This is a genomic window from Sodalis sp. RH16 (assembly GCF_047324245.1).
In the GTDB taxonomy this organism is placed as follows: Bacteria; Pseudomonadota; Gammaproteobacteria; order Enterobacterales; family Enterobacteriaceae; genus Acerihabitans; species Acerihabitans ligni.
Genome location: NZ_CP178737.1, coordinates 1,017,005 through 1,038,797 on the forward strand (window position 1 = coordinate 1,017,005; position 21,793 = coordinate 1,038,797).

15 protein-coding genes are annotated in these 21,793 nt (G+C 58.6%); 3 read left to right on the top strand and 12 right to left on the bottom strand.

Annotated elements, in window-relative coordinates; genetic code table 11:
• The first annotated feature begins 271 nt into the window (after window positions 1-271).
• Entirely contained in the window at window positions 272-1,096 is an 825-nt protein-coding gene (locus tag ACL2XJ_RS04695; RefSeq protein ID WP_132925122.1) for a helix-turn-helix domain-containing protein, read from the top strand.
• A gap of 59 nt (window positions 1,097-1,155) precedes the next feature.
• Here the strand turns inward: ACL2XJ_RS04695 and ACL2XJ_RS04700 are convergent, their stop codons facing one another.
• The 6 genes from ACL2XJ_RS04700 to ACL2XJ_RS04725 all read right to left on the bottom strand — a co-directional run bounded on the left by ACL2XJ_RS04700 (window position 1,156) and on the right by ACL2XJ_RS04725 (window position 10,146).
• Complete coding sequence (locus ACL2XJ_RS04700; RefSeq protein WP_413725797.1) at window positions 1,156-2,271, bottom strand: succinylglutamate desuccinylase; 1,116 nt, start codon at window positions 2,269-2,271, stop codon at window positions 1,156-1,158.
• Between the two features lie 15 nt (window positions 2,272-2,286).
• The gene (astD, locus tag ACL2XJ_RS04705; protein WP_413725798.1) at window positions 2,287-3,762 is read right to left on the bottom strand and encodes a succinylglutamate-semialdehyde dehydrogenase; all 1,476 of its coding nucleotides are present in this window, start codon (window positions 3,760-3,762) and stop codon (window positions 2,287-2,289) included.
• Between the two features lie 208 nt (window positions 3,763-3,970).
• Window positions 3,971-4,909, bottom strand: a complete 939-nt coding sequence (locus tag ACL2XJ_RS04710; RefSeq protein WP_413725799.1) for an Rpn family recombination-promoting nuclease/putative transposase — start codon at window positions 4,907-4,909, stop codon at window positions 3,971-3,973.
• A 306-nt stretch (window positions 4,910-5,215) separates the two neighbouring features.
• The gene (locus ACL2XJ_RS04715; protein ID WP_413725800.1) at window positions 5,216-8,281 is read right to left on the bottom strand and encodes an efflux RND transporter permease subunit; all 3,066 of its coding nucleotides are present in this window, start codon (window positions 8,279-8,281) and stop codon (window positions 5,216-5,218) included.
• On the bottom strand, window positions 8,278-9,372 hold the full coding sequence (locus tag ACL2XJ_RS04720; protein WP_413725801.1) for an efflux RND transporter periplasmic adaptor subunit: 1,095 nt from the start codon (window positions 9,370-9,372) through the stop codon (window positions 8,278-8,280). The genes ACL2XJ_RS04715 and ACL2XJ_RS04720 overlap by 4 nt, the downstream gene beginning before the upstream one ends.
• A 156-nt stretch (window positions 9,373-9,528) precedes the next feature.
• A complete protein-coding gene (locus ACL2XJ_RS04725) occupies window positions 9,529-10,146 on the bottom strand; it encodes a TetR/AcrR family transcriptional regulator (protein WP_413725802.1) in 618 nt (205 codons plus the stop codon).
• A 166-nt stretch (window positions 10,147-10,312) separates the two neighbouring features.
• On the opposite strand from ACL2XJ_RS04725, the gene ACL2XJ_RS04730 reads away from it, so the two are divergent.
• Window positions 10,313-12,142, top strand: a complete 1,830-nt coding sequence (locus tag ACL2XJ_RS04730; protein WP_413725803.1) for a glycoside hydrolase family 15 protein — start codon at window positions 10,313-10,315, stop codon at window positions 12,140-12,142.
• A 79-nt stretch (window positions 12,143-12,221) separates the two neighbouring features.
• On the opposite strand, the gene ACL2XJ_RS04735 is transcribed toward ACL2XJ_RS04730, so the two are convergent.
• Genes ACL2XJ_RS04735 through ACL2XJ_RS04745 form a run of 3 tightly spaced genes read right to left on the bottom strand, consistent with a single transcriptional unit; the run spans window position 12,222 to window position 17,823 of the window.
• Complete coding sequence (locus tag ACL2XJ_RS04735) at window positions 12,222-13,088, bottom strand: aldose 1-epimerase (RefSeq protein ID WP_413725804.1); 867 nt, start codon at window positions 13,086-13,088, stop codon at window positions 12,222-12,224.
• Complete coding sequence (locus tag ACL2XJ_RS04740; protein WP_413725805.1) at window positions 13,066-14,496, bottom strand: sugar porter family MFS transporter; 1,431 nt, start codon at window positions 14,494-14,496, stop codon at window positions 13,066-13,068. Before ACL2XJ_RS04740 ends, ACL2XJ_RS04735 begins: the two co-directional genes overlap by 23 nt.
• A 9-nt stretch (window positions 14,497-14,505) precedes the next feature.
• Window positions 14,506-17,823, bottom strand: a complete 3,318-nt coding sequence (locus ACL2XJ_RS04745) for a DUF5107 domain-containing protein (protein WP_413725806.1) — start codon at window positions 17,821-17,823, stop codon at window positions 14,506-14,508.
• 111 nt (window positions 17,824-17,934) lie between these two features.
• Here ACL2XJ_RS04745 and ACL2XJ_RS04750 point away from each other — a divergent pair, with 111 nt between their 5' ends.
• Window positions 17,935-19,155, top strand: coding sequence for an ROK family protein (locus tag ACL2XJ_RS04750; RefSeq protein ID WP_413725807.1), 1,221 nt, complete (start codon window positions 17,935-17,937; stop codon window positions 19,153-19,155).
• A gap of 388 nt (window positions 19,156-19,543) precedes the next feature.
• Here the strand turns inward: ACL2XJ_RS04750 and lsrG are convergent, their stop codons facing one another.
• From lsrG to lsrB, 3 genes are read right to left on the bottom strand one after another with little or no spacing between them, the layout of a single operon-like run.
• Window positions 19,544-19,837: a (4S)-4-hydroxy-5-phosphonooxypentane-2,3-dione isomerase gene (lsrG, locus tag ACL2XJ_RS04755; RefSeq protein WP_132925098.1), complete on the bottom strand. Its 294-nt coding sequence runs from the start codon at window positions 19,835-19,837 to the stop codon at window positions 19,544-19,546.
• Between the two features lie 20 nt (window positions 19,838-19,857).
• Window positions 19,858-20,739, bottom strand: a complete 882-nt coding sequence (gene lsrF, locus ACL2XJ_RS04760) for a 3-hydroxy-5-phosphonooxypentane-2,4-dione thiolase (protein WP_413725808.1) — start codon at window positions 20,737-20,739, stop codon at window positions 19,858-19,860.
• Window positions 20,740-20,762: 23 nt separating this feature from the next.
• A complete protein-coding gene (gene lsrB, locus ACL2XJ_RS04765; protein ID WP_132925094.1) occupies window positions 20,763-21,788 on the bottom strand; it encodes an autoinducer 2 ABC transporter substrate-binding protein LsrB in 1,026 nt (341 codons plus the stop codon).
• Window positions 21,789-21,793: the final 5 nt, after the last annotated feature.

A 21,793-nucleotide genomic window follows, 5' to 3' on the forward strand; every position in this document is an offset into this window, starting at 1 on the left:
AGGCAATATACTCGTCATACTTCAAGTTTCAGGCGTGTTGGCTTTCCTGCAACTAGAATTATTTAGAGTAATATAAATGTTTTTTTATTTTTCCCGGGATTAAAAGTCGCACACTAATCCCGGGGCAACAAGGTGTGGAAAAGGCATAAAAACGGTACGATTCCGACATAAATTTAAATTTGTGAAGCAGATCAATAGAGCGCAGAGAGAAGCTGACATATCCGGCGATGTTTGCTAATGTTAATTAATCCAGCGATAAAAGTGATTAATTATGCTAGATATATCAGTTGATTACCCCATCAGGATTGAAAATGGCGGACTGTTTATTTCCCGTGGATTGGGCCATCATCCTACCCGTATCCTGGAATCCTACGAACTGATTTTTGTTGAGCAGGGGATATTAGCGATTTCGGAAGACCAGCATGATTTTCATGTCAAAGCCGGGGAATCACTTTTATTATGGCCAGGTAGAAAACACGAGGGAATCGGCAATTTTCCGCCGGATTTAAAATTTTACTGGCTGCATTTCGGTATTATTGCCGCCCGCCCCGCGATTCAGGACGCTTTGAAATTACCCATACCGCAATACAGTAAAATACGCGATCCTCATCGATTTATTACGCTGTTCAGACTTTTCCTCAGCGAACAGGAAAATCGGTCACCCCCATCCTCTCTGGAGCTGATTCTGCTGTTGCTGCTACAGCAGGTGGCGGACGGCTGGACCGAAAGCACTGAACCGGCGGAACCGGGAATGGCATTGGCCTGGAAGGCGCAGCAGCTGATCGGCACCCAGTTTCATTTACCTCTCACCGCCTCTGGTCTGGCGGCACAGTTATTTTGCAATGCCGATTATCTTGGGCGTGTATTTAAAATGACCTTCCGCATGACCCTCACCGAGGCAATTCACCGGCGGCGCATCGGCAACGCTGAAAAAATGCTGGTGGCCGACTGCGGCGCCATTGCCGATATCGCGAAACGCTGCGGCTTTCCGGATGTCGCCTACTTTCGCCGTCTCTTCCGCCGGCTGACCGGTTTAACCCCGCTGGAATACAAAAAACGCTACTGCAAGGAACATGTCAATTCGGACATACTCTGAATCATTCGAGTTTCGTGAAGGCGGCAACGCCCCCGTACTTAGACGTATTAAGAGTGGATTTAGCACTGATTATCCTCATCCTCAACCAGCATTAGCCCGGCCCGTAAACCTATCGCCACGTCGGGGTTGGGAAAGAGCACCCACTCCTTTTCCTCCCGGACCCGATATTCATTACCCGTCTCCCTGGCCAGCAGCTCCCCTCGGTCAAACATGGTGAAATTCAGGGTATCGGCGGGGATAAGCAAAGTGAAATCCGGCTGGGTTCGTGTGATCTGCCGGCAGACGCGATAGTGTTTGACCGGCGGCCCGAGACGTTCCGGCAACGCCTCGCCGCTGATAAGCGCCCACAGGGCGGCGCGGACGCCATTGAATTGGGCGAGGTCATTTGCGCCGAACGGCAGCGCCTTGCCAAGTTCCAGCGTGACGCTGGCAGCGGAAAATTGTTCGCTGCTGTAATGGGTAAAGGTGGTACCGGCGGCGCGATGCCTGACCAGGGCATCCAACTGCGCGGCGTTGAGCCAATGGAGCAGCGCCGGGTCATGGCCGCCGGGCTGATAGGGCAGCAGACCGAAACGCCCGTGGCGGGATCCCCGAATCGCCGTATGCATATCCAGGTGCCAGCGGCAGCGATCCTCCGGCAGGAAGAACCGGCCGAGATGCCGTTGCAAAAGCCGACAGCGTAAGGTTTCGTTGCTCTGCGGCAGGGGCGCGCCCATGGGGAGCGCCGGGTCGGCATCCGCATGACCTGGTTGCGCATCGGCATGCCGCAAAAGGCCATGGTCATTCTTTTCCGCGGGGTCCCTGCCGGCGACATTAGCTTCATCCCAGGCTTTGTCGCTGGCGCCGCCGCCGAACAGCCGGTTCAAATCGTAATCAATATAACGTTTTCCGGCCCGCAGCGCCTGCGGGTTGCCTAATATCACCAGCAGACGCGGCGCCAGCGGCATCCGTCCGGTTATAAGCTCCGCCAGCAGAAGATTGATGAGCTCCACCGGCGCGGTTTCATTGCCATGTATACCGGCGGACAGCACCAGGGACATCGCCGCCGGCCGTCGGGGCAATAGCTCTATCACTCCCTCCTCCAGCCAGCGCCAGGTCAGCCACGGCGTTTCTCCCCAGCGTTCAGCCGGCGGGTGGCCGGCCAGAGTCAACTCAAGAAAGTCAGCATCAGTCAATGAAAACGCTCCTTTTCAATCAGACGGAGTATCAAAGCTCAGACCCGGCGTCAGGGTCTCCGGCAGGGTCAGCAGTTCGCTCTCCAGCGAAGCCATGGGCCAGGCGCAGTAATCCGCCGCATAATAGGCGCCGGGACGATGATTGCCTGACGCGCCGATGCCGCCGAAGGGCGCATTGCTGGCGGCGCCGGTAAGAGGCTTGTTCCAGTTGACGATGCCGGCACGGGCCTCCAGCAGCAACTGTTCGAACTGGCTGCGATGGGGGGAAATCAGTCCCATGGACAGGCCGAACCGCGTATGGTTCGCCATGGCAATGGCCTCATCAAACCGGTCATAACGCCTCACCGTCAACAGCGGACCGAAATACTCTTCGTCGGGGATATCCGCCATCCCGCCGACATCGATAATACCCGGCGACAGCAGGCTGCTGTCGGGCAGCAGTTGCGTCATTAACAGCAGCGGCTTGCCGCCGAGCGCCTGCAGCCGCTGTTGCGTGAACAGCAGGTTGGTGGCCGCCGTGGTCGTTATCAGGCCCCCCATGAAGGGCGGCGGCGTGCTGTCCCAAGCACCGATACGCAATGTCCCGCTCACCTCCACCAGACGGCGCAACAGCGCATCCCCCATGGCCCCGCTCCTCACCAGCAGACGACGGGCGCAGGTACAGCGCTGGCCGGCTGAGATAAACGCGGACTGTATAATCACATTCACCGCCGCGTCCATATCCTCTACGTCTTCCACAATCAGCGCATTGTTGCCGCCCATCTCCAGCGCGAGCATTTTCTCCGGCCGGCCGCCCATATATTTGTGAAACCGATAACCGGTAGCGGCGCTGCCGGTAAACAGCGCCCCGTCGATTTCAGCGCTCATGCCCAGCTCCGCGCCGGTATCCGGCCCCCCCTGCACCAGGTTGATCACTCCCGGCGGCAGCTCCGCTTGCTGCCATAACCGCACCTGGAACTCGGCGGTCATGGGCGTATGTTCGCTGGGCTTGAACACCAGGGTATTACCCGCCAGCAGCGCGGGGACGATATGGCCGTTGGGAAGATGTCCCGGGAAATTATAGGGACCGAACACCGCCATAACGCCATGGGGACGGTGGCGCAGCGTGGCCCGGCCGTCGGCCAGAGGCGTATCGCTTTCACCGGTGCGGACCCGGTAGGCTTGTACTGAAATCGCCACCTTGTTGATCATGGACTGCACTTCTGTCCGGCTCTCCCAAAGAGGCTTGCTGGTTTCCTGGGAAATAATGGTGGCCAGTTCATCGTTGTGCTGTGCCAGCAGCGCGGCAAAACGCTCAAGAAAACGGATTCTCTCCGTCAGCGGCAGCCTGGCCCATGCGGGAAACGCGGCACGGGCGGCTCGGCAGGCGGACTGCACATCTGACCCATCCGCTTCCTGACCTATCCATAAATGCTTGCCGGAAACCGGGCATTCTTTAGTAAATATCATGCCGTGACCACACAGCCAGTTACCGTTGATAAAATGAGACATGAGTATTTCTCCGTGGCGATTGTATGACCGCTGTTTATATTACCGCCGCGAGAACAGCGGCCTCCCGTCAGAAAGTATCCTACCTTGATGATAGAGCCGGAACGTTGACAAATGTCCCAACGGCAATGCGCTCTCGTTATCACGCCATGGGTCTGCCTGCCAAGAGGAAGGACTTACAGAGCCGGTAGCGCAAACACCGGTGATAGGCTCAGTCCGACACCAGCTTCAGTTCGTCATCCGAAAAGCCGGTCACTTCTTTGATCATGATGCGGTTCACGCCGCGCAATAAGAGCTGTCGTGCCACCTCCTGTTTCCCTTCTCTTTTCCCTTCTCTTTTGCCTTCTCTTTTGCCTTCTCTTTTGCCTTCTCTTTTGCCTTCCAACCTACCCTCATCTTTCAATTGCTGCGCTATGGTCATCATTTCTTCTTTCTCCAAAAAAAGCGGCGCTTGTTCCTTTAATTTATTAATTAATAGCTGACTATCAAAAGTTTTCCCTGCCTGCAAGATATAGCGAAACAGGCTTATACGCAGCTCAAAGGACGGTTGCCACTGGTTTATCAGGGTGCCGAGATCCTCCACCAACGTCCCTATATCCCGGATACGGATATGTTTAAGCACCAATTCCAGCATAGCAACCCGGCCATGAGTCTTGATTTCATCATCCGGTATCATGGTGAGATCGATTACCGGAAAGGGGTGGTTGTATACCTGCCGGGCTAATGCATTATCGTCAAAACAATCAAACCAGCCGTTTTTGTAGGGATAACCTTTTCGGACCCCATGATAAAACAGTAGAGGTACCACTACCGGCAGCCGTTTATTGCCTTTGTCCAGATGCTGCTGCATGGCCGCCAGGCTGTAACGCATCAAACGAAAGGCCATCATTTTCTGCGGGCTGCTCTGGTGTTCAATCAAACAATAGATATAACCCTTGCCTCGCCGGGTCCGCACCGAATACAACATATCCGAGCAGTGATGACGCAGATTGAGTTCTATAAAAGAGCCTGAACACAATGAGAGTGTATTGAAATGACACTGGTGGCGTAAAGAGGGCGGTAAATGATTATTAAAAAAATCTCGGGCGACGTCGATTTCGCCGAGAAACTTCTTGAATAAAGCATCATGATGAGAATAATTTATTATCATATAGGATATCCTTATCACTAATTTAATATTAATAATAAATGTCGGTTATTCCAAAGAGAGTTATTTACAAATTATGCTAAACATCATAACGGACCTAAATAATAAGTCGAACAAAAAAACCAGCTCGATACGGTAAACAAATTTCGTATTAAACCGTATATATGAGGTTATACATTTGCCCTATGCCGTCTTAGCTTGGCGGCACGGCATCGCCGCAAAAAAGCCTATGGATGAAATCAATCCCCTAGAATATACCGGCCGGCGGGTGTCCCGCCGGGCCGGTCGTATTCTCACTAACCATCGCCTTCAGACGGCGGCTTTTATCGGCGGTTTAATGCGGAACCAGGCGGCATAGAGCGCGGGCAGGAAAATCAGCGTCAGCACCGTACCGCCAATGGTACCGCCGATGAGGGTAAACGCCAGCGAACCCCAAAAAACCGAAAAGGTCAGCGGGATAAACGCCAACACCGCCGCCAGCGCCGTCAGGATTACCGGACGCGCCCGCTGCACCGTGGCCTCCACCACCGCGTCGTAGGGCGTTAGCCCCTCATGCTGGTTGCTGTGTATCTGGCCTATGAGAATCAGGGTATTGCGCATGATAATACCCGCCAGCCCGATAAGACCCAGAATGGTATTGAACCCGAACGGCTGGTTAAACAGCAATAGCGTCGGCACCACGCCCACCAATGCCAGCGGCGCGGTGAGCAGCACCATGGCCATGGCGGACAGCGAACGCACCTGGAAAATAATCACAATCATCATCAGGATCAGCATTAACGGAAAAATCGCGGCCAGCGCGGTGTTGGCCTTGCCCGCTTCTTCCAGAGCGGCTCCGGTTTCAATGCGGTAACCCACGGGCAGCTTAGCCATGATGGGCTGGAGGCTTTTGATGATTTGCAACGCGACTTCCGGCGGCTGTTGACCGTCGGCAATATCCCCCCGCACGGTAATGGCGGTCATGCGATCCCGGCGATGAATAATCGGATCCTCCATGCGGATGTCTGTATGACCGATTTGTTCAAGGGGTATCCGCTGCCCCTGGCTGCCGGTAAGGGTGAAGTCCCCGAGTTTTGCCGGATCCAGCCTTTCGCCGCCGGCGCTACGTGCGACTACCTCGACGGTGCGGATATCCTCGCGAACCTGGGTTACCGACACGCCGTTCAGTAAAAATTGCAATTGTTGCGCGGCGTCCTGGGAACTGAGGCCGAAGGATTGCAGCCGATCCTGATCCAGCACGAAATGGACGGCAGGCACCCGCTCGCCCCAGTCGGTATTCACCTGGCGCATGGAGGTGTTGTCCAGCATTACCTGCCGGACCTGCCGGGCTATTTCCCGCACGATTTCCCTGTCGGACCCCATGACCCGGAACGCCACCGGAAACGGCGAGTAGGGACCGAATACCAATTGCGTGACCCGCACCCGCGCCTCGGGGGCCAATCCGTCGGCCACCGCCTGCCGGGCGTGATACTTGAGCGTTTCCCGGGCCTGTTCATTCTCGGTGAGTACTACGATCTTGGCGAAGGAGGGATCGGGCAATTCCGGCGACATGGCTAAATAGAACCGCGGCGCGCCCTGGCCGATGTAAGAGGTGACCAGTCTGGCTTCCGGCTGCCGCTTCAGCCACTCCTCCACTTTAGCGGTCGCCGCGCTGGTGGCCTCGATGGTGCTGCCTTCGGGCAGTTGCACTTCCAATAACACTTCCGGCCGGTCGGAGACGGGGAAAAACTGCTGTTTTACCGCCCCCAGACCAAAAAACGCCACCAGGAAAAACAGACCCACCACCAGCACTACTTTCTTATTGTGGGCTACCGCGCGGGCGATCAGGGAACGTAGCTGTTTATAGCGCGGCGTACCGTATATCGCTTTATGACCGCCCGGAATGGGCTTGATATCCGGCAGCAGCTTCACGCCGAGATAGGGGGTAAACGCCCCCGCCACCAGCCAGGAGGTGAGCAGGGCAAAGGCCACGATCCAGAAGATATTGCCGGCGTATTCACCGGCGCTGGAGGCGGCAAAGCCTACCGGCATCAGGCCGATGGAGGTCACCAGCGCGCCGGCCAGGCGGGGCGACGCCGTGCTGACCCAGGCCTGGCCGGAGGCGTAGATGCGATCAAACCCCTCCTCCATGCGCACCACCATGGTTTCAATGACGATGATGGCATCGTCCACCAGCAGACCCAGCGCCAATATCAGCGCGCCGAGGGTAATGCGGTCGAAGTCGCGGCCGGTGGCCAGCATAATGATAAACACGCCGGCCAGGGTCAGCGGCACCGCCGCCGCCACCACAATTCCCACTCGCCACCCGAGGCTCACCAGGCTGACGGTTATCACCACCGCCAGGGCAACGAAAAATTTCAGCATGAATTCGTTGTAGGATTCTTTGATATTTACCGCCTGATCGGTGACTTTGGTGAACGTCAGGCCCAGCGGCATCCTGGCGGAGATGTCCGCCGCTTCCTTCTCCAGCGCTTTACCCAGCACCAGCCCGTTATAGCGATCGCGCATCACGATACCCAGCAACAGCGCCGGCTCGTCCTGATTTCGGATCAGATAGGTGGAGGGATCTTCATAACCGCGCTTGACATCGGCCACATCGGAAAGCTTCAGCGTCCGGCCGGCGACAACGATGGGGGTATCGCGGATTTTTTGCAGACTGTTGAATGCCCCGTCCAGGCGAATCTGGATTTGCGGTCCGTTAGCGTCGATGGAACCCGCCGGCGTCACGCTGTTTTGCGCGTTGAGGGCGGTAAAAATATCCCGGGCGGAAACCCCTAGGATGGCCAGGCGGGCATAGGAAAACTCGACATATATCCGTTCCGGCCGCTCGCCGATGATATTGACTTTTTTGACTCCCGGCACGCCCAGCAGGCGCTGGCGCAGGGTTTCCGCCTGGCGCACCAGTAATCGCGGCGGTTCTCCCCGGGCTTTCAGGGCATAGAGGGCAAAGGTGACATCGGCGTATTCATCGTTAATGGTGGGGCCGATAACACCCACCGGCAGATTGGCGGCCTCATCGCCGAGCTTCTTGCGCGCCTGGTAGAACTCTTCCTGGACCTCCGACGGAGGCGTGGAGTCTTTCAGTGTAACGGTGGTAAAGGCCAGACCGGGCCGGGTATAGGTTTCAGTCCGGTCATACCATTTCAACTCCTGCATCCGTTTTTCCAGCGGCTCGGCAACCTGATCCTGCATTTCCTGCGCGGTGGCGCCGGGCCAGGCGGTGACTACCGTCATGACCTTGATGGTAAATACCGGATCTTCCGCCCGTCCCAGCTTCAGGAAAGCGAAGGCGCCGGCGGCGGAAATCGCGACGATAAGAAACAGCGTGACGGCCCGTTCACGTACCGCCAGGGCGGAAAGATTAAACCCGCTCATTTCACCGCCCCGCCGTTATCGGCCAGGCGCACGGCTTCGTCCTGATGCAGCAGATGGGCGCCGAGGGTGACAAAACGATCGCCGGGTTTCAGGCCGCCGGAGAGAATGGCGCTCTCCTCCGTCAGGCCGGAGAGCCGAACCGCCCGCCACACCGCTTTGGGTTTATCCCCCGCCACCAGCCAGACGCCGGGCCCCTGACCTTCATCGAACAACGCCCCCAGCGGTACGCTCACCAATCCGTCGGCGCCGGGATCGGGCAGGGCAACGGTGACGGTTGCGCCCAAGGGAGCGGTAACCATGGCTCCCGACAGGACATAACGGGCCTCGAAGGTGCGGGTCTGCGGATCGGCGGTATCGGATAGCTGGCGCAGCGTCGCCCTGCCGCTCATGGGCCGGTCGCCATACAGCCTGGCCTGCCCGGTGGTGCCAAGGAGGGGCCGCTGTGTTTCCGGCAAGTACACCACCGCTTCCCGCGGTCCGGCGTGGGCGAGCTTCACCACGGTTTGCCCGGCAGAGACCACTTGCCCCGGTTCAGCCAGGGTCTCCATCACCACGCCGTCGTCATCGGCGGTCAGCACCGAATAACCGGCCTGATGGCGGGCGACATCCTCCTGCGCCTGCGCCGCATTGAGCTGGGCGCGGGCCGAATCGGCGGCGGCCTTGGCCTGATCATAGGCGGAGGCGGAGACCACCCCCTTTGCCACCAGCGTCCGATAGCGCCGCTCGTCGGCGGAAGTTTGCGCCGCCAGCGCCCGGGCGGCCATCACCGCGCCGGTTTGCGCCTGGGCGGCCAGGGCTAAATCGGCGGGATCGATTTGCATCAGCGGCTGGCCGCGTTTCACCGTCGCGCCGGCGTCCACCAGACGCCGCACCACCTTACCGGCGACGCGAAAACCCAGCTCGCTCTGCACCCTGGCCACCACAGTGCCGGTGTAGGCTTTTTCAGCGTGGCTGAATTCCTCCACCACAGCGGTGCGCACCAGGGGCGACCCGGTGCGGGGATCCGGCTGTTGGGCCTGGCCGCAGGCGGTCAAGCCGAGCGCCAGGGGGACGGCAACAAAAACCAGAAAGGTGGAACTATTGCGAAACATGGTAATCCTCCGGGAAAACAGAGGAGCCAGTCTGACACCTAGTGACCAAATATGTCAATAGTCACTTAAGGCGATCATTTGATACAATTTATCGATATGAACCGCCGTCAGGATAAAGAGTAACGTTAAACCTATGAGGCAAATCAGTACAATCGGCTACGGGGTCAAGCTTCGCAGTACCAGCTTGATGAGATCATCAATGGCGGCGGGGATGCCGTCAAGTTTATGCTGTAATAATAAGGGGTTAACAAACGACTCCATGGCCAGGAAGATGCTGCGGCACTGATCTTCAAGCGGAGTTCGCGTTTCAAATTCACCCGTTTCCCGCCCCTGGCGGAGAATATTTTTCAGCAGTTCCCGCACCTGCCGCTCATATTCCTGGGATGAAGGCCATTCTTCTCCGGTGGAATAAATGACAATGTCATACAGCCGACGATCGGAGAAAAACAGATCGGTGCTGCCGGCGGCGATGGTGGTAAACAAGATGCGCAACCCATCGGCGGCGGTTGAGCCTTCCCCAAGCGCTTCCCGCACCTTGTCCAGCAGGCTGCTGAGGCACTTGTGGCAGATGGCTTCGCCAATGGCCTGTTTCGAATCGAAAAATTTATAAATATAGGCTTTGGAAAAACCGATGGCTTTCGCCAGATCCGACACCGTGGTCTTGCCGTAGCCGTAGTAGCTGAAGTGCTCGTCGGCCGCCAGCAGAATCTGATCGCGGATACTATGGTCCGCCGGACCCCGAACCCCGGCATGGGGGGATGCTTTTATATTCATGGCCGCATTATACACTGTGCAGGGAACAAAACGGAAAGGCCTCTTCGGCCGCTACGGCGCGGAAAACGATCCCTCACCGATAAAGGCTACACTATAGTTTAAGCATACACTCTTCACATCTGACGGCCTATGCGCCCGTTCTTGACATCAGGAAAGGAAATCAAGCATGACCCAACGACGCAAAACCGACGCGGCGCGGCCCATAGGCGATCACGGCATTATCGGCGATTTACGCACCTGCGCGCTGGTCGCCGTTGACGGCACCATCGATTATTTTTGCTGGCCGGATCTCGATAGCCCGTCGATCTTCACCGCCCTGCTGGACAGCGATGCCGCCGGTATCTTCAGTCTTGCTCCACGCTGGCCCGATGCCCGGCGCCAGCAGCTTTATCTGCCGGATACCAATATCCTGCAAACCCGCTGGCTTGACGACGCCGGCGTGGCTGAAGTGACCGACTATATGCCGATCTGCGACGATCCGCACCAAACGCCGCGGATCATCCGCCGTTTGGCGGTATTACAGGGCGAGGCGAATTTTGAGCTGCGCTGCGGACCGGTGCATGACTATGCCCGCGCCGCCACCCGCGCCGCCCGTCATGGGGATGCGGTGGATTTCAGCGCGCCGGGACAGCCGGTGCTGCGTCTGGCGGCCGGCGTTCCGCTGCACGTCGAGGGGCATGCCGCGGTGGCCCGCTTTGTACTCAAGTCCGGAGAGTCGCTGGAATTCGTTTTCGGCAGCGCCGAGGATGAGCGCGTGGCGGCGGGGGACAATCTGGCCTGTTTCACCGCCACCCTGCAGTACTGGCGAAACTGGTGTGCCGCCGGTAATTATAAAGGCCGCTGGCGGGAGATGGTGAACCGTTCAGCCCTGGCGCTGAAACTGCTGACCTCCCTGCGCCACGGTTCCATTGCCGCCGCCGCAACTTTCGGATTACCGGAACATCTTGGCGGCGAACGCAATTGGGATTATCGCGCCTCCTGGATCCGCGATGCCTCCTTTAGCGTCTATGCGCTGATGCGCCTGGGTTATACCGGAGAGGCGACCTCCTTTATCAAGTGGGTTGCCCGCTGTCTGGAGCACAGTCAGTACCAGCCGGATAAGCTGCAGGTGATGTATCGGCTGGACAGCGAAACCGACCTGCCGGAGGAGGATTTACCCCATCTGTCCGGCTATGCCGGCTCAAGGCCGGTGCGCATCGGCAACCTGGCTTACCGGCAGGTGCAGTTGGATATCTATGGCGAACTGATGGACGCGGTGTACCTGGCCAATAAATACGGTGAAGCCATATCCCACCGGGGCTGGGAACATATCACCAAGATGATCGATCATGTGTGTGAAAACTGGAACCAGGCGGATGCCGGCATCTGGGAAATGCGCGGCGAGCCCCGGCATTTTCTGCATTCGCGCCTGATGTGCTGGGTGGCCATCGATCGCGCCCTGCGGCTGGCGGCGAAACGATCCCTGCCGATGCCCTATGCGCGCTGGGATCAGGCCCGCACGGCGATCCGCGAGGATATCTGGACCCACTTCTGGAATAAGGATCTGGGCCATTTCACCGCCACCCGCCACGGGCGGGATCTGGATGCATCCATGCTGCTGATGCCGCTGTTCCGGTTCGTCGGCGCCACCGATCCCGACTGGCTTGCCACCCTGGACGCCATTAAACACTCCCTGGTGCAGGACGGGCTGGTCCGGCGCTACAACAATGCCGATACCCCTTCCGATCCGCTGCCCGGCGATGAGGGGGCGTTCGCCGCCTGCTCCTTCTGGTACGTGGAGTGCCTGGCCCGCGCCGATCGCCTGGAGGAAGCGCATTTTGAATTTGAAAAGCTGCTCAGCTATGCCAATCCCCTCGGGCTGTATGCCGAGGAGTTCGACCGGCGGGGATATGCCCTGGGCAACACGCCCCAGGCGCTGACCCACCTGGCCCTGATCAGCGCGGCATTTTTCCTGGAGCGCAAGCTGAACGGCGGCGAGCCGCTCTGGCAACCTTGATGCGCTAACGACCTTACGCAGCGGTGAGTTTGTTGACACAGTGCCCCGCCTTATTGACACCGAGAACGTTTGTCAACCTTCAAGCCGCTCCTTGCTGGACGGTGCGGCTGATTTGCATGGACAGCGTCACGGATTCACCCGGTTCCAGTATGGCCAGGCCGGGCAGTCCCGGCTGGCGATGGGCATTCACCGGGTGGGTCTGCGGTTCAAGGCAGATAAAATCGCTGCCGTCAGGTTGATAGACCATCAGTATATCGGCGCTGCTGCTCAGGGTGACGATGGAGCCGTCAAGGGCATCATGGAGCGCCGCCCTGCCCGGCCAGCCGGAGAAAGCATTATTGATCCATTTATCCCCCGGCGCGCGGGGTGAGGAAAAGTTCCACCCGGCGGGCAGCGTATCACGCCAGGGCGCAGGCAGATGGTGCTCCCGTTCCGGCCAATAGCCGTTGCCCTCGAACCACAGCGTCATGGCGGGGGTTTTGGTAAAAAAGGGATGAAACCCCAGCCCGAAGGGAAAGGGCTGGTCGTCAGTATTGGTGATGCCGAGGGTAGCCAGCAGCGTTCCGCCCTGCAGCTGATAGCGCAGCCGGGCATCATACCTGCAGACCCCGGGCAGTACCGATGCCAGCGCCAGGGTGACCGAGTCGGGCTGCCGTTGCTCCAGAGTCCAGGGCCGCAGCCAGCCGTCGCCGTGCAGAAAAAAGCGCTCATCGTAGGGCGACGAAGGCAAGCTTATCCTCTTGCCCCGCCAGTGAAAAGCGTTGCTCTCCACCCGGTTCGCCATGGGCAGCATGGGAAACAGGGCGCACTCCCCCGGCTCGGCCAGGGGGTTGATGGTGGGCCGTAGAATATTGACGCCGTCCGGCGTGGCGAGGTTTAACAGCGCGCCCCCCTGCAGTCTGCACCGCAGGGAAATCTCGTTATTATTCAGCGTGATGTTGTGCATAATCCAGCTCCGCCTGGTCGCCGAAGCGCTGTTCAAGCGCCTCCAGCGTAACGCCTTTGGTTTCCGGCACTTTACGCCAGATAAAGGTAAACCCGGCCAGGCAAATAATGCCGTACAGCAGGAAACTGCCCGAGGCCCCCAGCGCGGCGTTTAACAGCGGGAAGGTATAGGTCAGCAGGAAACAGGCCACCCATAAGGAGAAGGTCCCCACCGCCATGGCCATGCCGCGTACCCGGTTGGGAAAAATTTCCGACAGCAATACCCAGGTGACCGGCGCCAGGGTCAGGGCATAGATGGCGATGGCCACCAGCACCAGCAACAATACCGGCATACCCATAATACCGAACGCATAGGCGGCGGCGATCAGGGCATAGATAATGGTCAGTCCCAGGGAACCCAGCAGCATCAGCTTGCGGCGGCCGAGCTTGTCCACCAGCGGCAGGGCGACAATGGTAAAGATAAGATTGATAAGGCCGGTGGCGACAATGGACTTCAGCGTATCGTTGATATCAAAGCCGGCGGAAGCAAAGATCTCCTGGGCGTAATTAAAGATAACGTTGATGCCGCACCACTGCTGGAACACCGCCAGTACGATACCGATAATCATCACCGGCCGGACCCGGCGGGCGAACAGCTGCGGCAACCGGACCCGCCGAGCATCGTCCGAGTCCATGGAGCGGCGAATTTCCGCCAGCATCGCGCGGGCATAATCGGCGTTGCCGATTTTGACCAGCACTTTTTCCGCCTTCTCGAAGCGGCCGACCTTCACCAGCCAGCGAGGGGATTCGGGCACCGTAAACAATAGAATCAAAAACGCCACCGCCGGTACCGCGCCGGAGCCGAACATCCAGCGCCAGCCCATTTGACCGTTCCATGACTGCGCAATGGCCGCCATGCCTGCATTAGCGGCAACCGGCTCGGCTATCATGAGGTTCACCAACTGGGCCGCTAGCACGCCGATGACGATGGTCAGCTGGTTCACCGCCACAAAGGTGCCGCGCTTTTCCGCCGGACTGACTTCGGCGATATACATGGGGGAGAGTGCCGACGCCAGGCCGATACCGATGCCGCCGATAATCCGGAATGCCACAAACACCTCGAAGTTATGCGCCGTGGCCGCTCCCCAGGCCGACGCGGTGAACAGCACCGCCGCCAGCAGCAGCGGCAGTTTACGGCCGAAACGGTCGGACAGCGTGCCGGAGATGATGGCCCCCACCACGCAGCCGGCCAGGGCTGAACTCACCGCCCAGCCGGACTGGGCTGGATTGGTGATACCGAAATAGGCTTCATAAAACGGCTTGGCGCCGCCTATCACCACCCAGTCATAACCGAACAGCAGACCGCCGCAGGCGGCCACCAGACAAATAGACCAGACATAGGCAAGATTAAGCTGACTTTTGTGTTTCATACGACCACCCTATTGGTTTTGTGGTGAGCAGTCCTGCATCTCTGTGGCCAGCATGTCCGCCAACGTCGAGAATATCTGCGCTTTATCATGGTTGGGATTGCAAGCCAGCAAGGCGGCGCGCTGCTGTTGCCAGCGGGCGTCGTCCCCCAGCCCCAGATAAGCCAGGGCGCTGACGAACAGGCAATGTTGCTGATGGTTTTGCTGCGGATCGCTATCCAGCACCACCAGGTCGGGAAGAGACACGGCAAAGAAATCCGTTTCTACCGGCCGGCTGATGGCCTCCGCCGACCAGTCCCGCATCCGGCTGAAAATGTCCCGCGCCTGTCGCCGTTGCCCCAGACGCATCAGCGCCGCGCCCTGGTAGAACAGATAGTCCACCGGCTGGTCGTTGTAATAACGGCTCTCATTCATGTCACCGCTGCTTTGGGCCGCGCGCTGAAAGTATTCCCGAGCCTGCCGGCTGTCCCCTGACCGGGCCGCGCAGACCCCCTGCCAGAAGGCGATGTCATTATCGGTCTGCCCCACCAGCCGGCCTTCCCCCAGGTTCGGCGGATAATGCAGCGCCGCATCCAGGCTCGCCATAGCGGCCTGGGGCCGCCCGTCCGCCAGCAGGGCATGGGCTTGGCGCAGCTGCGTTATCACATACTGGGCGGTGACTTTGCCCTCGCCGCCTTCCCAAGGGTGGAAGGCATGGGTATGCAACAGCTCCTGCGCTTTTTCCGGCTGCCCCAGCTGATTGTATAAACTCAGCAGCTCGGCAATGAGATCGTCGCGTTTTAGCGCCACCGGCAGATGCGCCGACAGCAACCTCAGCCGTTCGGCAGGTTGAACGCCACAAAGCTTGCGCAGGTGATCCCATTCAAACAACAGCCGCGCATCCAGGGGCGCCAAGGTGAAGGCCTGTTGCAAACAGTGCTCGGCCTGCGCCCGGTCATGCCGCTTATTGAAATAAAACACCGCCAGATCGCGCCAGGCGCCGGCAAATGATGGCTCCAGCTCAAGGCAGCGCCGCCAGCAGGCTACCGCCCGTTCGTAGCTGCGTTTGCTGTAATGAAAGCAGCCCAACAGATAGCAGGCGAAATAACACTCCGGCACCTGTTCCAGCATGGCCGCTTCCGCCAGCTGATTGGGAAACCGCACCCATTGGCCGAAGTTATCCCGCGCCTGCCCGAGCAACGCCAGATACTGTTCATGGGGAATACTGTCCTTCAGCAGCACGGCGCGGAGATAAACCGGCAGGGTTTCCCGGCTGTCCAGCAGATCAAGCACCGCCAGGGCTTCTTGGCGCAGGCCGAACGACAACAGGGTATTGGCGATGGTCAGGGCGTTAATGCCCCGGCCGCCGGTGACCCGCCGCAGTTCGTCCAGGGATTCCGGCCGATTATCAAACAGGTAGCGCAAGGCAAGCAGGACATAATGCAGCGGGTAGGTCTGCAATTGCCCATCGATATAATCCAGGCTTTCCGCCAGGCGGCCGCTGCGCTGCAGCATTGCCGCCCGCAGGGACAACAGTCCGTAATGGGCGCCGTTGCTCAGCAAGCCCTGATCGGCGAAGGCCAGCGCCTGCCGCCATAATCCCCGCCGGGCGGCGATACGTCCCAGGCCGAAAAATCCGCCCTCTTTGCCGTTACCGCTCCAGGTTGCCCGGTAAAAATCTTCATAGGCGTCGTCCCATTGCTCCAAACGCTCATGGGCGCAGGCGCGGATCAGACTGGCGCCGCCGTCCAGGGGATTTTTGTTCAGCCGGTGTGCCCGGACCAGCGCCATATCGGCATAGTCAATGGCCCGCCGGTACTCGGCGCGGTTGTACTCTTTCACCGCCAGCGCCAGGTTGCAGCGATAATCGCCGGCATCCAGCGCCAGGCCGCGCCGGTAATAGTCGTCAGCCCCCTGGCCGGCATGGTTGTATTGATCAAGATGCTGACCGATAAACCAGGCTTCGTCGGCGCTGTTGATCTCGGCGGCGGGACGCGGCGGCGTGGCGGGGGACGGCAGAGGCGCGTCCGTGGCTTGATGTTCCAGATAATCGAGCACGATATTGCCCTGGTTATCCGTTAGCCGAATGGACAGCCGGCCGGGGAAATCCCCCGCCAGATCCTGTTTCAACGCCTGGGCGGGGGTGAGATTCACGCCGGTCTCGAACAGCGGCGCCGACTGCCCATCGCTATGGATAGCCAGCCGATAATCATGCAGCGTGGTCACGGCGTACAGGCCCCAGGTCAGTCCGGTTGCGGTGCGTTCCAGCTTCAGGGCGGCGTCGGTACTGGCGTTTTGCACCATGCCCAGCGTGTTGTAGGGCAGGAAATTCTGCACAAAACGTTTCTCTTCCCCGGCATCCAGCCAGGTGAAATCAGGCTGGTTATCGGTGTACACACCGGTCATCAGCTCGATATAAGGACCGTTGACGTCGGTGAGGTTGCGATCCCAGGCGCGGCCGAACTCGCAGTTGCCCCAGGTCCACTGCTTTTTACCGGGGGAAACGTGATGATCGGCGATATGCAGCAATCCCCCCTGCTCGTTATGGCTGTAGGCGCCGACAAAATCGTAATCCGACTTGTAGGCCATATAGGAAGTGGGCACCGGGATGTTCTTATAACGGGAGATATCCACCCCGGCGGAGTAGTCCACTTTATAATAAGTGCCGGTAGCGATAGGGAAGGTGGAAACATCCCGCTTGCCGTGATCGAAAACCGCCGTGACGTCCGGAGGGAAGACGCTTTGATGATCGTCGCCCCCTTTTACCGCCGGGTTAGCCCACCACAAGAACGGCCGCGGCGTATCGTTGCCGTTAAAGATGCGCGCGGAAATTTCAATCAGCGCCCGGTCCGGATAGAGGGTAAAGCCGGTCATCACCTGCAGGCCGCGCATGGGTTCGATTTCTCCCAGCCAAACCGTACAGGCGCCGTCTTCACCGGTTTGCAGCCGGTAATCCACCGGCATATACGTGGTGGGACGGTGATGCTGCGGCCAGTTGAACTCGATGCCGCCGGAAATCCAGGGCCCGAGCAGTCCCACCAGCGCCGGCTTGATGACCTCGTTGTGATAGATAAAATCACGCTGCCTGATTTTGTCATAGGCCCGCTGGATACGCCCTCCCAGCTCAGGCAGCAGCATGACCCGCAGGTAATCATTTTCCAGCCAGAGCGCCTGATACTCCCGCGGCGATTTCTCTCCGGTCAGGGTATCAATCACGCCATAGGGATACACCGCGCCGGACGATCCCTGGTAGACCCGATGCTCCAGAAACATCGGATGGGTATCCTGTTCACCGGTCCGGTAGGTGGGAATCGAGACGCTTTCCTGCCACACCTTCACTGCACCTGCCATATCCGCCTCACTCAATCTTTTGATTAAACATTCCAGTGGAGGCAGTATAGAGGACAATATCTGGCCTATATCTGTGAAGCTTCACGCTATACAGTTAAGTGAGTTTAGTGAATGAGCCTGTTCGGTATTAACAACCAGTTTATGCGCAGCCATAATAAGTCGGTGATAATCAGCCATTTATACCGCGAGAAAACCGCCAGTAAATCGTCCCTGGCCCGCCTGAGCCAGTTGAGCATCCCGGCGGTGAGCAATATCCTCGACGAACTGTTGGCCGAGGGCTACCTGAACCGGTCAGCGGTGAATTTACATACGCGGGGCAATAACAGCGGCAGTTATCAGATAGCGACACGGGGGAATATCCTGTGTTTGAATATTTCGCCGTTTCTGATTGAAAGCGTGCTGACGGACGGGCTGGTCCGCCCGCTGCAGCCCCTGCAACGCCTGAAAACAGAGATCATGACTCCGCAACAGCTGCAGCAGGAAATTGAACGGCAGTACCATTCTTACCGGCAATACGATCCCCAGACCCCGCTGCGTATCGCGCTGTCGGTACACGGCCAGGTCAATCCCCGTACCGGCGTTTCCGAGAGAATGCCCCAGGCGGTGTGGCATGAACCCGTTGAGCTGCGCTATCTGCTGGAAGAAAAACTCGGCACCAGGCTGCTGCTTGACAATGATTGCGTCATGCTGGCGCTGGCGGAAAAGTGGCAAAATCCCGCCAGCGCCAATGATTTTTGCGTTATCAATGTCGATTACGGTATCGGTTCGTCATTTGTTATCGACCGGGAAATCTATCGCGGCAACCTGTTCGGCAGCGGTCAGATAGGCCATACGATTATCGATCCCGACGGAGCGGCCTGCCCCTGCGGGCGCTATGGCTGCCTGGAAACCATCGCTTCGCTTTCGTCGCTGAAAAAACGCGCCCGCATGCAGTTGAAAATGACCCCCGACAGCGGCCTGGAAAACACCCCTATCGACACCGCCTGGTTGATCAATGAATATCACGGCGGCAACCCCGAGATACGCCTGATGGTGAATAATGCCGCACGGGCCGTCGGCCTGAGCCTGTATAATTTCCTGAATGTGTTGAACATCAATCATATCTATCTTTACGGCCGCAGCTGTAAATTCGGCGCCGATTGGCTGAATATCATCCATGAACAGACCCATTACAATCCCTTCGACGGCGGCAACACTACGCGTGAAAACGCCACGCAAATCGTCGTGGGCGGCCTGACCCGGCAGCAGCAGGTGATGGGTATCGGCTTTCTGTACGCCGAGGATATTTTGAAAAACGGGCTGTTTCAAAAAGCGGAGGCAGCGGCGAAATAAGCAGACCCGCTATCACCATAGCTCGAGGTAGGCCTGTTAAAGGGAGAGCGTTCCGGATGGGGTCGAATCGGCGCAAGCCAACCGAGTAGCCATCTTCCAAGCTCAACCGGGGCCCGGGCGGGACAGGATGCCGGATCGTAAACCCGCCGTGAATCCATCCCTGGAGGCTCGATCCGCGCCGTCCTGGCGCGGACGGTTTACTCTTCCAGCATCCTGTCCCGCCTCACTCACTCTGTGCTCATTGGTCGTTAGTGTACCTGTATGTTAACAAGCCAAACAGCGCATGATGTCAACCAGGGTGCTATGCCGGACAAGGCGCAGCACAGGCCCACGTCCATCGAGCGTGCAACGAACCTGTTGACGCCACCCCAGTCAGTGCTTACTCACCTTACTCCGGCAGCAGGCCGACAAACGTCGTTTTTTTACGCGGGCCCGTCATCAGCGGCTCCAGCTGTTCCACGCAGCGTAAATAATGCGGGGTCTTTTTATGCGCCGCCACCGCCTGCTCGTCTTTATACGCTTCATAGATATAAAAACGGTTCGGCAACTGCTCGTCCCGCAACACATCAAAACGCAAATTGCCCGGCTCTCGAATGGAGCCCACATGGTTCTGCCGGAACACCGCCAGAAACTCCTCCACCCGGTCCGGCTTGACATTGATTTCCACCAGCGTCACATGCATTTCGTTCCCCTCCCAGACCGTCAGGCCGAGTGTTGTTCGCTCAAAAACAGCTGATAGGCCCGCTCGGCGTTTTCACCCTCATGCACCACTGCCCGCACCGCTTTCAACATGGCCACCGGCGCGGCGGACTGAAATATATTGCGCCCCATATCCACCCCGGAGGCGCCCTGATCGATGGCGCGATAACACATCTCCAGCGCATCCCGCTCCGGCAGCTTTTTACCGCCGGCGATAACAATCGGCACCGGACACCCCGCCGCCACCCGCTCGAAGCCGCTGTCGGTGTAGTAGGTTTTGATGATTTGCGCGCCGATCTCGGCGGCGATGCGCGTCGCCAGCGAGAAATAGCGCTGGTCGCGCGCCATGTCCTTCCCCACCCCGGTCACCGCCATGGTGGGCATACCGTAACGGGTGCCCTGATCCACCAACTGGATGATGTTTTTGATGGACTGGTGCTCGTATTCGCTGCCGATATAGACCTGGGCCGCCATGGCCGCCACGTTCAATCGCAGCGCGTCCTCAATGCATACCGCCACCGCCTCGTTGGACAGCTCGCCGAGAATGGAATTGGCGCCGGAAGCCCGCAGCACCACCGGTTTGTTTACCGCCGGCGAGACGACGCTGCGCAAAATGCCCCGTGTGCACATCAAAACATCGGTATGGGGAAACAGGGGCGCGATATGCAAATCGATCCGCTCCAGTCCGGTAGTGGGGCCCTGGAAATAACCGTGATCGAACGCCAGCATCACCGTATGGCCGGATGCCGGGTTGAAAATACGCGCAAGCCTGGCCTGCATCCCCCAATCCAGCGCCCCGCTTCCTTTGAGGAAGAACGGCGAAATCTGCTGCGCCACGCCGATGCCGAAGTCTTTCCCGTCTTTGATATCATCCAAATCAGCCATGGTATCGGCCTCCTGAGTACCGATTAAAAGTCATATTTACCGATATTGTCCTTGTCGAATTGCACCCGCTGCGGCAGCAGCACGATGCCGTTGTTTTTCCCTTCGTATTGATAGCCCTGCACGCTGTTGGGGGAGACCTCAACCTGGCCCACCTGGGGAATGGTGAGCTTATCTCCCACCTTCAGGTCGCCTTTTTGCAGCATTTCATGGGCGACATACACGGCGATTTTCCCCTGCTGCACCACATCCCACAGGCCGAAGGTTTTCACCGTGCCCCGCTCCACATAAGGACGCATCACGTTCGGCGTGCTGAACCCCACAATAACCACATCGTGTCGGCCGAGGTTTTCCGCGGCCTGGGCGGCGGCGGGCAGCGCGTTGGCATCCGGGGCGATAATCGCGTCCAAATCACCGTAGGCCTTCAAAATGCCTTCGGCGGTTTGCAGGGACTTGGTGGCGTCGTTGTAACCGAACTGAGTGGTGACAATGGTCCAACCGGGATGTTCGGCGGCGATTTTAGCCTTGGCCTCTTTTACCCACTGATTCTGATCGGTCACGGTGGGGCTGGAGTAAAAGAACGCCACCTTGGCCTGGGGCTTGGAAATCTGTTTGGCCGCCATATCCACCAGCAGCGTCCCCAACTGGGCCGGCGTGCCCTGATCGATATAGATTGAACGGCATTCCGGCTTGGTATCGGAATCCCAGGTCAGCACTTTCACGCCGCGCTGCATGGCGCGCTTCAGCGCCGGGCACAGGCCGTCCGGCGACACCGCCGACACGATGATGGCGTTATAGCCCTGGTTAACGAAGTTGTTGATAAGCTGGACCTGGCCTGAGACGCTGGGCTCGGTGGGGCCGTCATAGGTAACGTCCACCCCCAGTTCCTTACCCGCCGCCAGGGCGCCGTTGCCGCCGCTGGTGAAAAAACCCACCCCTACCAGCTTGGGTATAAACGCAATTCTTTCTGCGGCCTGAGCCCCGGCAAGACTGGCCGATGCCAGGCCGAGCGCCGCCGCCAATATCACTTTGCGCCAGATTTTATGAGCCATGTTGG

Bases quoted from the DNA above. Each gene is read 5' to 3' on its own strand.
- ACL2XJ_RS04695 (WP_132925122.1), top strand. From the start codon at position 272: ATGCTAGATATATCAGTTGATTACCCCATCAGGATTGAAAATGGCGGA.
- astD (WP_413725798.1), bottom strand. From the start codon at position 3,762: ATGTCTCATTTTATCAACGGTAACTGGCTGTGTGGTCACGGCATGATA.
- ACL2XJ_RS04710 (WP_413725799.1), bottom strand. From the start codon at position 4,909: ATGATAATAAATTATTCTCATCATGATGCTTTATTCAAGAAGTTTCTC.
- ACL2XJ_RS04715 (WP_413725800.1), bottom strand. From the start codon at position 8,281: ATGAGCGGGTTTAATCTTTCCGCCCTGGCGGTACGTGAACGGGCCGTC.
- ACL2XJ_RS04720 (WP_413725801.1), bottom strand. From the start codon at position 9,372: ATGTTTCGCAATAGTTCCACCTTTCTGGTTTTTGTTGCCGTCCCCCTG.
- ACL2XJ_RS04725 (WP_413725802.1), bottom strand. From the start codon at position 10,146: ATGAATATAAAAGCATCCCCCCATGCCGGGGTTCGGGGTCCGGCGGAC.
- ACL2XJ_RS04730 (WP_413725803.1), top strand. From the start codon at position 10,313: ATGACCCAACGACGCAAAACCGACGCGGCGCGGCCCATAGGCGATCAC.
- ACL2XJ_RS04735 (WP_413725804.1), bottom strand. From the start codon at position 13,088: ATGCACAACATCACGCTGAATAATAACGAGATTTCCCTGCGGTGCAGA.
- ACL2XJ_RS04740 (WP_413725805.1), bottom strand. From the start codon at position 14,496: ATGAAACACAAAAGTCAGCTTAATCTTGCCTATGTCTGGTCTATTTGT.
- ACL2XJ_RS04745 (WP_413725806.1), bottom strand. From the start codon at position 17,823: ATGGCAGGTGCAGTGAAGGTGTGGCAGGAAAGCGTCTCGATTCCCACC.
- ACL2XJ_RS04750 (WP_413725807.1), top strand. From the start codon at position 17,935: ATGAGCCTGTTCGGTATTAACAACCAGTTTATGCGCAGCCATAATAAG.
- lsrG (WP_132925098.1), bottom strand. From the start codon at position 19,837: ATGCATGTGACGCTGGTGGAAATCAATGTCAAGCCGGACCGGGTGGAG.
- lsrF (WP_413725808.1), bottom strand. From the start codon at position 20,739: ATGGCTGATTTGGATGATATCAAAGACGGGAAAGACTTCGGCATCGGC.
- lsrB (WP_132925094.1), bottom strand. From the start codon at position 21,788: ATGGCTCATAAAATCTGGCGCAAAGTGATATTGGCGGCGGCGCTCGGC.